The sequence below is a fragment of the Advenella sp. FME57 genome (assembly GCF_014897675.1).
Classification (GTDB): Bacteria; Pseudomonadota; Gammaproteobacteria; order Burkholderiales; family Burkholderiaceae_B; genus Advenella.
This window is the reverse complement of record NZ_JABUXU010000001.1, coordinates 72,554-86,021: the sequence shown is the minus strand read 5'-3', so window position 1 is coordinate 86,021 and position 13,468 is coordinate 72,554. Positions and strand designations below refer to the sequence as shown.

Sequence of the window (13,468 nt, the reverse complement as noted above, 5' to 3'; positions counted from 1 at the left end):
TTCCTGTTCTATCTTTTACGAACGCCGTGCTTTTGAACCAGCAATTCAAGCACTGCGTTCATGCACTGGTCTACACGTGTATCTTCCAAGGTTGCCGCCGGATCCTGCAACGTAAACCGCAAGGCCAGACTGCGCTCCTGCTGCTCCGAATGAGGATCCTTCCAGACATCAAATAACGCAATATCCTTAATAATATCAAGGAATTGCCCATCTTGCTGATTATTCTCCAATGTGTCAAGCAAGTCCTGCAGTTTCAACGTTACAGGCGCCCATATGGCCAGATCCCGAAATACTGCGGGCTGCCGGGCCACTTCCGCGTAATGCGCGAACTGCATGTGCTGCAGCGCGACAACATCCAGCTCAAATACCACGGGGGGATGAACCAATTCATTGTCCTGCACCCATTGCGGATGCAGCTCACCGACAAAACCGATCAGTTGGCCGTTGAGCAGGACATTCGCACTGCGTCCGGGATGCAGAGCCGGGTGGTTCACCGGCTCGAAACGCAAGTGGTGTGCCTGCTGGCTGCACAGGCGCTCAATATCGTTTTTGATATCAAAAAAATCGGTCTGGCGTACGGGCAAACCCCACTGCTCCGGTTCCGCCGGACCCCATGCCGCGCCGGCCAGATGCAGTGGCTGGCGCACACCTGCCACGCTCAGATCGCCGTCGCTGACAGTACTGTCGCGAATAAAGATGCGCCCCAGCTCAAAAACTCGAACTCGATTCTGCTGGCGTTTTTGGTTATATTGAATATTGGCGACCAGACCGCCAATCAGACCCGAGCGCATCACTTCCAGCTGACTGGCAATGGGGTTGAGCAATACGATCGGGTCGGTATTGCCCATGTAATTGCTTTCCCAGTCTTTCTGCACGAAACTGAAATTGACCACCTCCTGGTAGTCCAGCGCGGCCATGAGATGGCGCAACTGGTGCTGGGAGCGACGCGTTTCGTTCGTGGGCAGCATCGTGGCCGACGTCTTTGGCGGATTGCTGGGAATATGCTCAAATCCGTAAATGCGGGCAACCTCTTCGATCAGGTCTTCCTCTATTTCCAGATCAAAACGAAATGATGGCGGGACAACGGAAAATACGCCGTCTTGTTCTGTGAATTGAAAATTAAGTTTGGTAAAAACGTCGCGCACGTGCGCATCGGTCACCGGAATACCCAGCACCTTGCGGCAACGGGCAAGACGCATAGCCACGGTGGGCCGGGCCGGCAGCGCAATGCTTTGATCACTGACCGGGCCGGCCTGGCCACCACAGATTTCGAGAATCAGGCTGGAAATATATTCAATGTGCTCAACGATATTCTGGAAATCCACACCGCGTTCAAAGCGGTGGCTGGCTTCGGAACTGAACTTGTAGCGGCGCGCGCGCCCGGCAATGGCATCTGGAAACCAAAAGGCGGCTTCCAGATAAATATCGGTTGTGTCCAGGGATACAGCGGTGGCGCCGCCGCCCATGATGCCTGCCAGGCTTTCGATCGTCTCGCCAGCGGTAATTACGCCCACATCGGGAGCCAGTTGCACCGTCTGATCGTTCAGCAACGTCAGGCTTTCCCCTTCTTTTGCCCAGCGCACGGTAAGCCCGCCATTGATCTTGGCCAGATCAAACACATGGGTGGGTCGGCCCAGCTCCAGCATGACGTAATTGGAAATATCCACCAATGCTGAGACTGAACGCTGGCCAGCGCGTTCCAGCCGGCTTTTCATCCAGTCGGGCGTGGCTGCCCTGGCATTGACGTCGTGAATGATCCGGCCCGCAAAGCGACCGCACAGATCCGGAGCCTGGACCGTGACCGGCAGTGTATCCTGATGCGTGACGGCTACCGGCTTGCAGATCGGCTCGGTCAGCGGCGCTCCGGTCAACGCACACACTTCACGCGCCACACCCAGAATCGACAGGCAATCGGCACGATTGGGCGTCAGTTTTATTTCGAAAATGGTATCGTTCAGGTCCAGTGCGCTGCGGATATCCTGCCCGACTTTTGCGTTGACATCCAGTTCCAGCAATCCGCCATGATCCTGGGACAGACCCAGTTCACGCGCAGAACACAGCATGCCGAACGAATCTTCACCGCGCATGCGCGCCTTGCTGATTTTGAAGTCCCCGGGAAGGACTGCGCCAATTCGTGCCAGCGGCACCTTCAGGCCCTCGGCAGCGTTCGGTGCGCCACAAACAATCTGCAACGGCTCGCCCGAGCCATCATCTACGGTACAGATGCGCAGTTTGTCAGCATTGGGGTGGGCGCGCACAGCCGTGATGTGGGCCACTACTATCCCCGAAAATGGCGGCGCGACGGGCGCAGTCCCTTCGATCTCCAGACCCGCCATGGTCAGCATGTGAGCCAGCTCGTCGGTGGAAATTGATGGGTTAACGAAGGATCTTAACCAGGATTCAGGAAATAACATGATGTCTTTTTCTAGGTTCAAATAGGGAGTTAAAGCGTGAAAATCAGCGATTGAACTGACGCAGGAAACGCAGGTCTCCCTCGTAGAACTGCCTCAGATCGTTCACGCCATAGCGCAACATAGTCAGACGCTCAATGCCAGATCCGAACGCGAATCCGATGTATTTTTCGGGATCCAATCCGAAATTGCGTACAACCTCAGGATGCACCTGGCCTGAACCGGAAATTTCCAGCCAGCGCCCCTGGTTGGGACCGGAAGTGAACATCATGTCGATTTCGGCAGACGGCTCGGTGAACGGGAAAAAAGAAGGGCGAAACCGTACGCTCAGGTCGTCGGTTTCAAAAAAAGCTTTCAGAAAATTCGTATACACCCCTTTCAGATCGGCAAAAGAGATGTCTTCTGCGATCCACAGGCCCTCGACCTGATGGAACATGGGGGAATGCGTCGCGTCGCTGTCCACGCGGTAAGTACGGCCGGGCGCAATCACTTTGATTGGCGGCTTGTGCATGCGAGCGTAACGCACCTGCATGGGGCTGGTGTGGGTGCGTAGCAGAAAAGGCAGGCCCCCGGCATCGTTCATATCCACATAGAAAGTGTCCTGCATGGAGCGTGCAGGATGATTCTCGGGATTATTCAAGGCGGTAAAGTTGGTCCAGTCGTTTTCGATTTCAGGGCCGTCGGCCACATCGAAACCGATGCTGTGGAAAATTTCTTCGATACGCTGCCACGACTGGATTACCGGATGGACGCCACCCATGGAACGGCCTCTGCCCGGCAACGTGACGTCAATGGTTTCCGCGGCAAGGCGCTGGTTCAATTGATCACGCGCAAACTGCTCGCGACGCGCGTTGAGCAACGATTCGATTTGCTGCTTGACCCGGTTGATGCGGGCGCCTTCGGCTTTCTTCTGATCAGGTGGCAGCTGTGCCAGCCCTTTCATGAAACCGGTTATGACCCCGTTTTTCCCAAGAAATTTTGCCTTTTCGTTTTCAAGCGAAGCCGAATCGATTGCATGCTCGAATTTGTCTTTGGCCTGAAGAATCAGATCGTCCAGCGATTGCGTCATGAAATTACCATTCTTGAAATAACAAACGGGACCCGAAACGAGCCCCGTTTGTATACAGCACAAATTTAAATCGTCAGTGGATCAGGCGCCCAGGGCAGATTTGGCCTGTTTGACAACGGCGGCAAAACCAGCCTTGTCGTGGACAGCCATATCGGCCAGAACCTTGCGGTCCAGTTCAATGGCGGCCTTTTTCAGTCCGGCGATAAATACACTGTAGGTCATGCCGTTTTCACGGACCGCCGCGTTGATACGGGTAATCCAGAGAGCACGGAATGTACGTTTCTTATTGCGACGGTCACGATATGCATACTGACCAGCACGCATAACGGCCTGTTTGGCAATACGGAATACATTGCCGCGGCGGCCACGATAGCCTTTAGCTGCAGCAATAACTTTTTTGTGACGAGCACGTGCGGTAACACCGCGTTTTACGCGAGGCATAGTTTAACTCCTATCAAGCAAAAGGCAACATGGCTTTTATGGAAGCCACGTCAGATTTATGAACAGCTGTCGTGCCGCGCAATTGACGTTTGTTTTTCGTGGTTTTCTTTGTCAGAATGTGGCGTTTGAAAGCCTGACCACGCTTGATAGAACCGCTACCGCGTACGATAAAGCGCTTAGAAGCACCTTTCTTGGTTTTCATTTTGGGCATAACTGATACCTGCAAATGTGGATAAAAGGTGCCTAATAACCGTTTATTAAGACTTTGCTAACCCGTATCCGTTTTTCCCGTCATCATCCGCTCGAACTCCCCGGCCAACTGTTATTTTTACTGGTTACCCAGAAAACAATTATCCGTGGCGCCTACGGCCTGCGGGAAACCATTGATTATACGATGGTTTTTCTCCAACTGCCAGCAATTAAGTGGGAAAAACCTGAGAGAATTCGTTGAATCGGCAATAAATGTGGTCATCAGGCGACGGATTGTCAATGAAGGCGTCCATAACTTGCCCGTTTACCGGGTCCCCTATCTGGCCGTTAATGGGTCAATTGCTGGCGAAAGGACATGGCTTCGGTCAGATCGGCTGCGCGAATCGGCCCGACCCCTGCCATATCGGCGATCGTGCGGGCCACGCGCAACACCCGGTGCACAGCTCTGGCTGACCATCCCCAATACCTCCCGGCGCTGGCCAGCAATTGCGCCGCCTCTGGGTCTGTACGGCAGACCTGATCCATCAGATCCGGTGTCAGCCGTGCGTTCAAGCGCCCCTGGCGCTGCAACTGTCTTTCACGGCAGCGCACCACCCGCTGCCGTACGATCCTGGAAGCTTCGGATGGCGGCAACTGCTGCCATCCCTGCACCGGCGGCGTCAACTGTAACAGCATATCCATGCGATCCAGAAACGGCCCCGACAAGCGGGCGCGATAGCGCTCGATTTGCTCGGGCGTGCAACGACAGGATCGGTGTGCACTGCCCAGATAGCCGCAAGGACACGGATTCATGGCGGCAACCAGCTGGAAACGACACGGATAGCTCACCGAGCGATTGGCGCGGGCGATATGGATTTCCCCGGTTTCCATGGGCTCGCGCAAGGCTTCCAGTACATGTCGTTGGAATTCGGGCAACTCATCCAGAAACAGGACGCCATGATGGGCCAGGCTGATCTGGCCAGGCCGTGGATTGGCCCCGCCACCGATTAACGCCGCCGCAGAGCTGGAGTGATGCGGTGCACGCATCGGTACTTTCCGGGAAAACCGGGGCGTACGCTGCTGCAGGCTGTGAATCGCTGCCACTTCTATGGCTGCATTTTCATCCAGTGGAGGCAATATTCCAGGCAAACGCTGCGCCAGCATGCTTTTGCCGATACCGGGCGGCCCCGACATCAGCAAGCCATGGCTGCCGCTGGCAGCCACCTCCAGCGCACGACAGGCCACCTGCTGCCCACGCACATCTGATAAACAAAGGGTTGGCGTCTCATTGCTGCCCTGTCCTGTTAGGCTCTCCGGACATGCCTGGTCTGCCGCCGTAACCGGCGCCAGCGCTGCCGTTTCATCCAGGTGGCCTGCCACCTCCCGTAGCGTGCGGGCACCAATGACAGTCAGGCCGGGCACGGCGGCGGCCAATCGGGCATTCTCGACAGGCAAAATAAGGGTGGGACGACCAGCAGTCATTTCGGCCCTATTGACCCCACCGGCCTTCGCTGTGGCAAGCGCAATAACCAGTGGAGCGGCAACAGGAACCAGTGCGCCGGTGAGCGAGAGCTCACCCGCAAAGACGACGCCGGGCAGCACCTGCTGTGCCATTTTGTCGGATAAGACCAGTTGCCCCGAAGCCAGCAGCACGCCCAGCGCAATCGGCAGATCGAATCTGCCGGACTCTTTTGGAATATCGGCCGGAGCAAGATTTGCCGTTAATCGTCCGGCCGGGAAGGTATAGCCGCTACTCAAAATACCCGAACGCACGCGCTCCCTGCTCTCTCTGACGCCGGCATCAGGCAAGCCCACGATGGTAAAGGACGGCAATCCCTGGGCGAGATGCACTTCAACAAACACTTCTGGCGCGTGCATACCGCAAAGCGCCCTGCTGGACAACACCGCTAGGCTCATCTGATTCTCCTGAATGCACCAAAGCATTCTGGCAGAAACCTGGCGAGGCCGCCGTAATTGCAGGACAGATTGATCTATGGTGAGAACCGACAGTCCCCAGATAGGCGCTATGTACAGCGTGCCATACCTGGCAGCCAAGCGAACCCGGTCACCATGACCAACGCCAGCAGACCCGGTATCTACGGCCTCGTACATGCGGTCAAAAAAATGCGGCCACAAATGAGGCCTCATATGAGCCCTCATACCACCCGACGGATGACCTGACAGAGGATCTGATGATACCCGGGGGCCAGCATGAAGCGCTGGCCGCCTTTTTCGTGGGCAGCACCCTGGAGCGCTGCAATTTACTTTGTGGGTTTAGTCGACAACCGGGCCGGTATGGGCGCTTGTGGAAGACGGTGTTGTAATGCCTGCCTTGTCCTCCAGCAGACGAACCCGGGACTCCAGTTCGAACAGACGTTCGCGCAATTTTGCCGACAAGGCAACCTGCACATCAAATTCTTCTCGAGTAACCAGATCCAGCCGGGAAAATCCCTGGGCCATGAATGCCTTCACATTCTTTTCTATATCTGCCGCCGGGCTGTTCTTGATCAATTCCTGAATATTCTTCTGAAAATCTTCAAATAACTGATTCGATTTCATGATTGTGATTCCTGTATGCATACGGGCACCAGTGCCGCGTTCTGTTCTTCATATTGTACACATTTGCCATTGCAAACTTTGTACTGCACAGACTGAAAGCGACGTTCTACGTCCAATACACAACACAGTACGATAAAGCACAGCGCGGCGCACCGCACAAGCCATGGCCACAGTACAGTACCCAGCATAGCCCAGACCGACGGGTGCAGACGGGCACGCTCAGGCTACGCGCCTGCCACGCTTTTAGCGCCATCCGCACAACACATCCGCGCATGGTCCGCCCCAGAGCATCAACCCGCCTTTCGGCGGGTTGATGTAAGCAATGACTTATTGTGGTTTTGACTCAGTGTCCGGTTCGGTCGGCGCAGCAGGTGCACTCTCGGCTGGCGCAGTTTCAGTTGGCGTGGTTGTAGACGCGTCGCCTGCCGGTTGGGTAGCTCCGGATGTTTTCTCTTTTACCGCTTCCATGGCATCAGAGGCCGCCTGTTTGGCTGACTCTGCAGCTTCTTTGGCAGATTCCATAGCCGTGTCGGCATAATCCTTGGCTGCATCAGCAGCGTTTGAACCAGCCTCTTTGGCCGACTCAAGGGCACTGCTGGCCGCTTCCTTGGCAGATTCCATCGCGTTGCCGGAGGCTTCGCCCGCTTTATCTGCTGCGTCCTGGGTGGCATCGGCAGCTTGGTTGGCAGACTCCGAGGCCGCTTCAGTTGCTTTATCGGCTGCAATCTTCGCTTCTTCGGCTGCCTTGTCTGCCGCCTGCTTGGCCTGATCCACGGCCGAGTCGGTTGCAGCAGGGCCCTGCGTGGTCTGGTCAGTATCAGAACTATTATCACAACCAGCAATAAAAGCAGCGGCGGACAACATGGCTACAAGACTGAGTTTGGATACGTTCTTCAAGGCTTCACCTCTTTAATTGAAAATAGAATTTGTTTCACGATTTTACTGTAATTTCACGACCCGCATAAGCTGAATGTCTTCTGAATTGTCGCAAATCATTCCTCTTGGTTACAAACCATGCACTAAGACAATGAATGGCAGCACCGACCCAGGCGCATTTTGCAAGCTAAGCAAACAACACCGCGCTTGACGCACCAATATCGGGCACACGCTTATGGCCACCCGCATTTATGCATCATTAGCGTGCCCCAACATGCGCCTGCACGGCAGCGAAAACTGGCACAACTATTGCTTTTAAGAGGCCATGGACAATCGGTCCTTAAAGACAAATGTTATTTCTGGGAGAACATTGTGAAACTGATCACAGCCATTATCAAGCCATTCAAACTGGATGAGGTCCGTGCTGGCCTGGCCGAAATCGGAATTCAGGGGCTGACGATTACAGAAGTCAAGGGTTTTGGCCGGCAGAAGGGTCATACAGAACTATACCGTGGCGCAGAGTATGTCGTGGACTTCCTGCCCAAAATAAAGCTGGAGACAGCCGTCGCCGACGAGCAGGTGGAACAGGCAATTGAAACCATCTGCCAGTCAGGCACCACAGGCAAAATCGGTGACGGAAAAATTTTCGTGACTGACCTGGAACAAGTCATCCGGATTCGCACCGGCGAAACCGGCAATGCGGCGCTGTAAGCCCGTCGCTCCCTATCACCTGTATTGAAAGGAAATTGAAAATGCAAAGCGCCGATTTAGTCTGGGTAAGCGTGTCCACCATTCTCGTGCTGTTTATGGTTGTTCCCGGTCTTGCCATGTTTTACGGTGGCCTGGTTCGCAGCAAGAACATTCTCTCGCTGATGAGCCAGGTCCTGGTTACCTTCGCCCTGGTCACGATTCTGTGGTTTGCCTATGGCTACTCCCTTGCCTTTTCAGGTGGGAACGCGCTCTTTGGCGACCTGTCCAAGGCCTTCCTGTCCGGCGTGATTGACCTGCCCGCAGACTCCTATGCACTGGCGGGCACCATTCCCGAACTAACGTTCGTTGCCTTCCAGGCCACCTTCGCCGGCATCACCTGCGCCCTGATCGTGGGCGGCTTTGCCGAACGCATCAAGTTCTCCGCCGTGCTTATTTTCATGGCAATATGGTTCACATTTTCCTACATTCCTGTGGCCCATATGATCTGGGCCGAGAAAGGCCTGCTATTTGGCGATGCGCTGGATTTTGCCGGTGGTACCGTAGTTCATATCAACGCCGGTGTGGCCGCGCTCGTGGCCGCCTATGTCGTGGGACCACGTATCGGTTATGGCAAGGAAGCCATGCAGCCACATAACCTGCCCATGACCATGATCGGTGCAGCGATGCTGTGGGTGGGCTGGTTCGGCTTCAACGGTGGCTCATCACTGGCCGCCAACAACCAGGCAGCGCTGGCGGTGTTCAATACACTGCTTGCCACGGCTGCTGCCATCATCGTGTGGGTCCTGGTCGAGTGGAAATTCAAGGGCCAGCCGTCCCTGCTGGGCGGCGCCTCCGGTGCCGTAGCCGGCCTGGTGGGCGTAACGCCTGCCGCTGGTCTGGTGGATCCCATGGGCGCGCTGATTATCGGCGCCGTCACCAGCTTGTTCTGCGTCTGGGGCGTAAATGGCTTAAAACGCTTGCTTAAGGCCGATGACTCGCTAGACGTATTTGGCATACATGGCGTAGGTGGTATTGTCGGCGGCATCTTGACTGGGCTGTTCAACGCCAAAGCAATGGGTGGTCCGGGCCTGGATTCTGCAGGCATGATTCCCGGACAGCTGTTCAATCAGATTGAAGGCATCGTAATTGCAATCGTCTGGAGTGCCGTTGTAAGCTTCATTGCCCTTAAGATAGCAAGTCTGGTCACCGGCGGATTGCGTGTGGACAAAGACGAAGAACGCCAGGGCCTGGACATCAGCTCTCACGGCGAACAGGGTTATCACAATTGAATTGAGGCTGTAACAGGACAGCACTAATTTCCAGAGGCGCCTTAAATCCTCACCCGGGAAGCCAGCAAAGCCAACCGCTTTGCTGGTGCCCCCCAACAGCGCAGTTCTGGCCATGACCATGGCAAAGTGTGAAAAACCAATGGTTGCAATATGAAAAAAAGGACACGATGGTGTCCTTTTTCTTTTCCAGGGCGGAGCCTCGAGCGCTACCTGAATGCCCTATCTGAGTAGAGCCATCTATGTGGGGACCATCTGAGTGGGGACACGCTGGATGACATTGCCGGGCCGCTGGACTTGCTCATGCCCGGCTCCGACAAAGCTCAGTTGAGCTTGCAGCAAGCAAGAAAAGATACATGAACTAGATTAGAGACCCAGATTAATCAAATACCCAGGCTGTTCAAATCAATAGATTCGGCACGGTTGAGCGCAGTTGCGATCTTGGTACGCAAGGCATTGGTGTGCGAAGTCCTGACCAATTTTTTGACGTCCAACAATTGCTGCGGATGCATGGAGAATTCGTTCAGACCGAGCCCGAGTAGAAGTTTGGTGTAGCGGGCATCACCTGCCATTTCGCCGCATATGGCCACGCTCTTGCCAACGCGCTCGCCCGCCTGGATAGTATGTGAAATCAGCCGCAGCACAGCCGGATGCAAAGGATCGTACAGGTCGGACACCTCATTGTCGACCCGGTCGATAGCCAGGGTGTATTGAATCAAATCGTTGGTGCCGATGGAAACAAAGTCCAGCGATTTAAGAAAAGGTTCGATGGCGATGGCAATGGCCGGAATTTCGACCATGGCGCCCAGTTCGATATTGTCGCTATATTGCATGCTGGCGGCGTCCAGCTCTTTTTTTGCCGACTCGATGGCGTCACGCACCGCGTGCAGCTCGTGCATATGCGAGAGCATTGGAATCAGAATTCTGAGTCGGCCATGTACCGACGCGCGCAACAGCGCGCGCAGCTGGGTCATAAAAAGGTCTGGACGCGACAGGCAATAGCGTACCGCACGCAAGCCCAGCGCCGGATTGACTGCGACCGTCGCTTCGCCATCCAGGGTTTTATCCGAGCCCAGATCCAGGGTGCGGATCGTCACCGGTTTGTCAGGCATGGCACGCAATACATGCGCATAGGCCTCGAACTGCTCTTCCTCAGTAGGTAGTATTTTCCTGCCCATAAACAGAAATTCGCTGCGAAACAGCCCGATGCCATCGGCGCCCATATCCAGCGCTTGAGACACCTCATGGGGCAATTCGATATTGGCTTCCAGGCGAATGCGTTTGCCATCCAGCGTGATGGCGGGTTCATCCTTGGACAGAATCAACTCGGCCCGTTCCTGAATAAAGGCTTGCTGCTTGCGCTGATAGAAGTCCAGGATCTCCGAGGTCGGATTGACATACACCAGCCCGTTTTCGCCATCGACAATCAGCATATCCCGATCGTGTACCAGACTACGGACATTTCCCAAGCCCACCACCGCAGGCACATTCATACTGCGCGCTACGATGGCCGTGTGCGATGTGGGGCCACCAAGATCAGTCACAAAAGCAGCAAAGCGTCCGCCGCGCAGCTTAAGCATGTCTCCCGGCGAAATATCATGAGCCACCACAATGAGCGAATTTATGTCCATGTCGTTGGACATATCGGGCAGCATCAATTCACCCGAACCGGCCAGGATACGGATGACCCGTTCAATCACCTGATGAATATCGGCAACCCGCTCACGGATATAGTCATCATCCATGACCGCAAATTGCTCGGCCACCATCTGACCTTGGGTGCTCAAGGCCCATTCGGCATTATATTGACGGGATGCAATCAACGCTTTGGTTTGCGCGGCCAGCTCCGGATCGGACACCAGCAAGCTGTGAACCGTGAGCAGCGGAACCAGTTCTTTTGGCGCATCGGCCGGCAACGTATCTATGGTGTGCTGCAGCATGTCATAGACAATTTTCAACGCATGATCCAGCCTGGCGCATTCAGCCGGCACATCTTCAGATGCAATACGGTAGTGACTCACCTCAAGCGTGGCTGCACCCATCACGACCGCGCGACCAATGGCAAAACCGCGCACAACACCTTTTCCCTGTAGGGTAAAAACAGTATTTTGTCTTGTCGGTGTGTGCTCGTTATGTGTCATCGTGTATGGTCTTGTCCCTTGCACTTTTTACGTGCCTGTTCTCAGATGCAACTGTCGCTCATTGCCAGAATGGCCAATGGGCTGTCGTTATTCGGGTTCGCCAAATTTATTTTCAAACAGCGCCTGAATCTGGACGAGCGCCAGATCGGCGTCATCGCCTTCGGCTTCAATATTGACCGTGATGCCCTTGCCGGCAGCCAGCATCATGACCCCCATGATGCTTTTGGCATTAACCCGCTGGGAGGCCCGGGTGATAAAGATTTCGCTTTTGAACTTGCTGGCCAGTTGGGTAAGCTTGGCGGCAGCGCGGGCATGCAGCCCTAATTTATTACTTATTACTATATCAACTGAAGGCATATGAGCGCGGTCTTTATCAGAAAGGTTAATCGTTAGGAGCCAGGTCGACACATTTCATGCCTTTCTTGCCCCCCTCAAAAATGGATTGACATAATTCGTCCATCGGCTGATCCCGATATCGAACCGCATTGAGCAACATACAGGCGTTGGTGCCGGAAAGAATATGGGCTTTGACGCCGGCATCCTGCAACTGGCGCACTACACGGGCGCCAATATTTGCCGGTGTCGCGCCGCCCAGATCCGATAAGATCAGCACCTGCTGGTCCGGACCGAGCATCGCCTTCAATTGCGCGATCAGTTCCTGCGCCTTGGATTCCGGATCGACATCAGGCTCGATGTCGAAGAAAACGTAATTATCAATTTGTCCCAAGACATGCTGAGCACATTCGGACAGGGCCGAGGCCAAAGGCGTATGCGCTATAAGAGCAAGGGTGGTCATTTTTTGTACCTTCAGACTGCAGCAGCTTTCTCAAGCGCAGCAGCAAAATGGTCAGCAACATCAAAATCAGTCTGCTCTGTAATTTCCACAAAGCAGGTCGGGCTGGTCACGTTGATTTCGGTGACATAGTCACCAATCACATCAAGACCGACCAGCAGCAGCCCTCGTTCCCGCAGTATAGGGCCAATTCGGTTTGCAATGGCAAGATCGTGCTCGGACAGCTTGCGGGCAACGCCGCGCCCGCCAGCTGCCAGATTGCCACGGGTTTCACCAGCCAACGGTATCCGCGCCAGCGCGTAAGGCACGGGCTTGCCGTCAATCAGCAGAATGCGCTTATCGCCCTGCACGATTTCGGGAATATACTTTTGCGCCATGATTGTTTGCGTCTGGTCCACCGTCAGGGTTTCCAGAATGGCGTTGACATTGGGGTCGCCGTCCATGATTCGGAAAATACCCGTGCCACCCATACCATCCAGCGGCTTGACGATAATATCGCCATGCAGTGCATGAAACGCCTTCAGGCGCGACATGGTGCTGGTAATAAGCGTGGGCGCCGTAAATTCGGAGAACTCGGTAATCGCCAGTTTTTCAGGGTGATTACGTATGGCGCTGCCCGAATTGAATACCCGTGCCCCCTGCTTTTGCGCGGTCTCCAGCAAATGCGTCGAATACAGGTACTCCATGTCGAACGGCGGGTCCTTGCGCATGAGTACCGCATCGAAGTGACCGACCTCGGTTTCAGCCGCATTCTCTGGCTGCGTCCACCAGCTCTGGGCGTGCAAATCCGCCGTCATATCCAGCTGTATCGGCTGCGCACGTACTTTTACCCGACCCTGTTCGACATACAAATCGGACTGAAGCGCAATGCTGATGACATGGCCACGCTTGTGCAGGGCTCGCATCATCGCCACAGAACTGTCCTTGTATGCCTTCAGCGAAGGCAGCGGATCAATGATAAAAAGTACATGCATCTAATTTACATCCCACATTGACGACGGAAGCGTGTTGGC

The 13,468-nt window shown here is 54.9% G+C and carries 13 protein-coding genes; 2 read left to right on the top strand and 11 right to left on the bottom strand.

The window, feature by feature from the left end; translation table 11 throughout:
* Nucleotides 1-8: 8 nt before the first annotated feature.
* From pheT to INT32_RS00325, 7 genes are all read right to left on the bottom strand, one after another.
* The gene (gene pheT / locus INT32_RS00355; protein WP_193086759.1) at nt 9-2,414 is read right to left on the bottom strand and encodes a phenylalanine--tRNA ligase subunit beta; all 2,406 of its coding nucleotides are present in this window, start codon (nt 2,412-2,414) and stop codon (nt 9-11) included.
* A 43-nt stretch (nt 2,415-2,457) separates the two neighbouring features.
* Nucleotides 2,458-3,480: a phenylalanine--tRNA ligase subunit alpha gene (pheS, locus tag INT32_RS00350; protein WP_193086758.1), complete on the bottom strand. Its 1,023-nt coding sequence runs from the start codon at nt 3,478-3,480 to the stop codon at nt 2,458-2,460.
* Nucleotides 3,481-3,561: 81 nt separating this feature from the next.
* Nucleotides 3,562-3,921 carry a 50S ribosomal protein L20 gene (gene rplT, locus INT32_RS00345; RefSeq protein ID WP_025372900.1) on the bottom strand — a complete coding sequence of 120 codons (360 nt, stop codon included), beginning with the start codon at nt 3,919-3,921 and terminating at the stop codon, nt 3,562-3,564.
* 13 nt (nt 3,922-3,934) lie between these two features.
* Nucleotides 3,935-4,132 carry a 50S ribosomal protein L35 gene (gene rpmI / locus INT32_RS00340; protein ID WP_193086757.1) on the bottom strand — a complete coding sequence of 66 codons (198 nt, stop codon included), beginning with the start codon at nt 4,130-4,132 and terminating at the stop codon, nt 3,935-3,937.
* Nucleotides 4,133-4,458: 326 nt separating this feature from the next.
* Nucleotides 4,459-6,027: a YifB family Mg chelatase-like AAA ATPase gene (locus INT32_RS00335; protein WP_193086756.1), complete on the bottom strand. Its 1,569-nt coding sequence runs from the start codon at nt 6,025-6,027 to the stop codon at nt 4,459-4,461.
* Nucleotides 6,028-6,384: 357 nt separating this feature from the next.
* Nucleotides 6,385-6,669, bottom strand: coding sequence for an accessory factor UbiK family protein (locus INT32_RS00330; RefSeq protein WP_193086755.1), 285 nt, complete (start codon nt 6,667-6,669; stop codon nt 6,385-6,387).
* Between the two features lie 327 nt (nt 6,670-6,996).
* Complete coding sequence (locus INT32_RS00325; RefSeq protein WP_193086754.1) at nt 6,997-7,566, bottom strand: hypothetical protein; 570 nt, start codon at nt 7,564-7,566, stop codon at nt 6,997-6,999.
* Between the two features lie 351 nt (nt 7,567-7,917).
* On the opposite strand from INT32_RS00325, the gene glnK reads away from it, so the two are divergent.
* Nucleotides 7,918-8,256, top strand: a complete 339-nt coding sequence (gene glnK, locus INT32_RS00320; protein ID WP_128394071.1) for a P-II family nitrogen regulator — start codon at nt 7,918-7,920, stop codon at nt 8,254-8,256.
* 41 nt (nt 8,257-8,297) lie between these two features.
* Nucleotides 8,298-9,524 (top strand): ammonium transporter, encoded by a 1,227-nt coding sequence (locus INT32_RS00315; protein ID WP_193086753.1) that lies wholly within the window; start codon nt 8,298-8,300, stop codon nt 9,522-9,524.
* A 380-nt stretch (nt 9,525-9,904) separates the two neighbouring features.
* On the opposite strand, the gene ptsP is transcribed toward INT32_RS00315, so the two are convergent.
* From ptsP to gshB, 4 genes are all read right to left on the bottom strand, one after another.
* On the bottom strand, nt 9,905-11,662 hold the full coding sequence (ptsP, locus tag INT32_RS00310) for a phosphoenolpyruvate--protein phosphotransferase (RefSeq protein WP_193086752.1): 1,758 nt from the start codon (nt 11,660-11,662) through the stop codon (nt 9,905-9,907).
* An 87-nt stretch (nt 11,663-11,749) separates the two neighbouring features.
* Nucleotides 11,750-12,019: an HPr family phosphocarrier protein gene (locus INT32_RS00305; protein ID WP_193086751.1), complete on the bottom strand. Its 270-nt coding sequence runs from the start codon at nt 12,017-12,019 to the stop codon at nt 11,750-11,752.
* A gap of 25 nt (nt 12,020-12,044) precedes the next feature.
* The gene (locus INT32_RS00300; RefSeq protein ID WP_193086750.1) at nt 12,045-12,458 is read right to left on the bottom strand and encodes a PTS sugar transporter subunit IIA; all 414 of its coding nucleotides are present in this window, start codon (nt 12,456-12,458) and stop codon (nt 12,045-12,047) included.
* An 11-nt stretch (nt 12,459-12,469) separates the two neighbouring features.
* Nucleotides 12,470-13,429: a glutathione synthase gene (gshB, locus tag INT32_RS00295; protein ID WP_193086749.1), complete on the bottom strand. Its 960-nt coding sequence runs from the start codon at nt 13,427-13,429 to the stop codon at nt 12,470-12,472.
* Nucleotides 13,430-13,468: the final 39 nt, after the last annotated feature.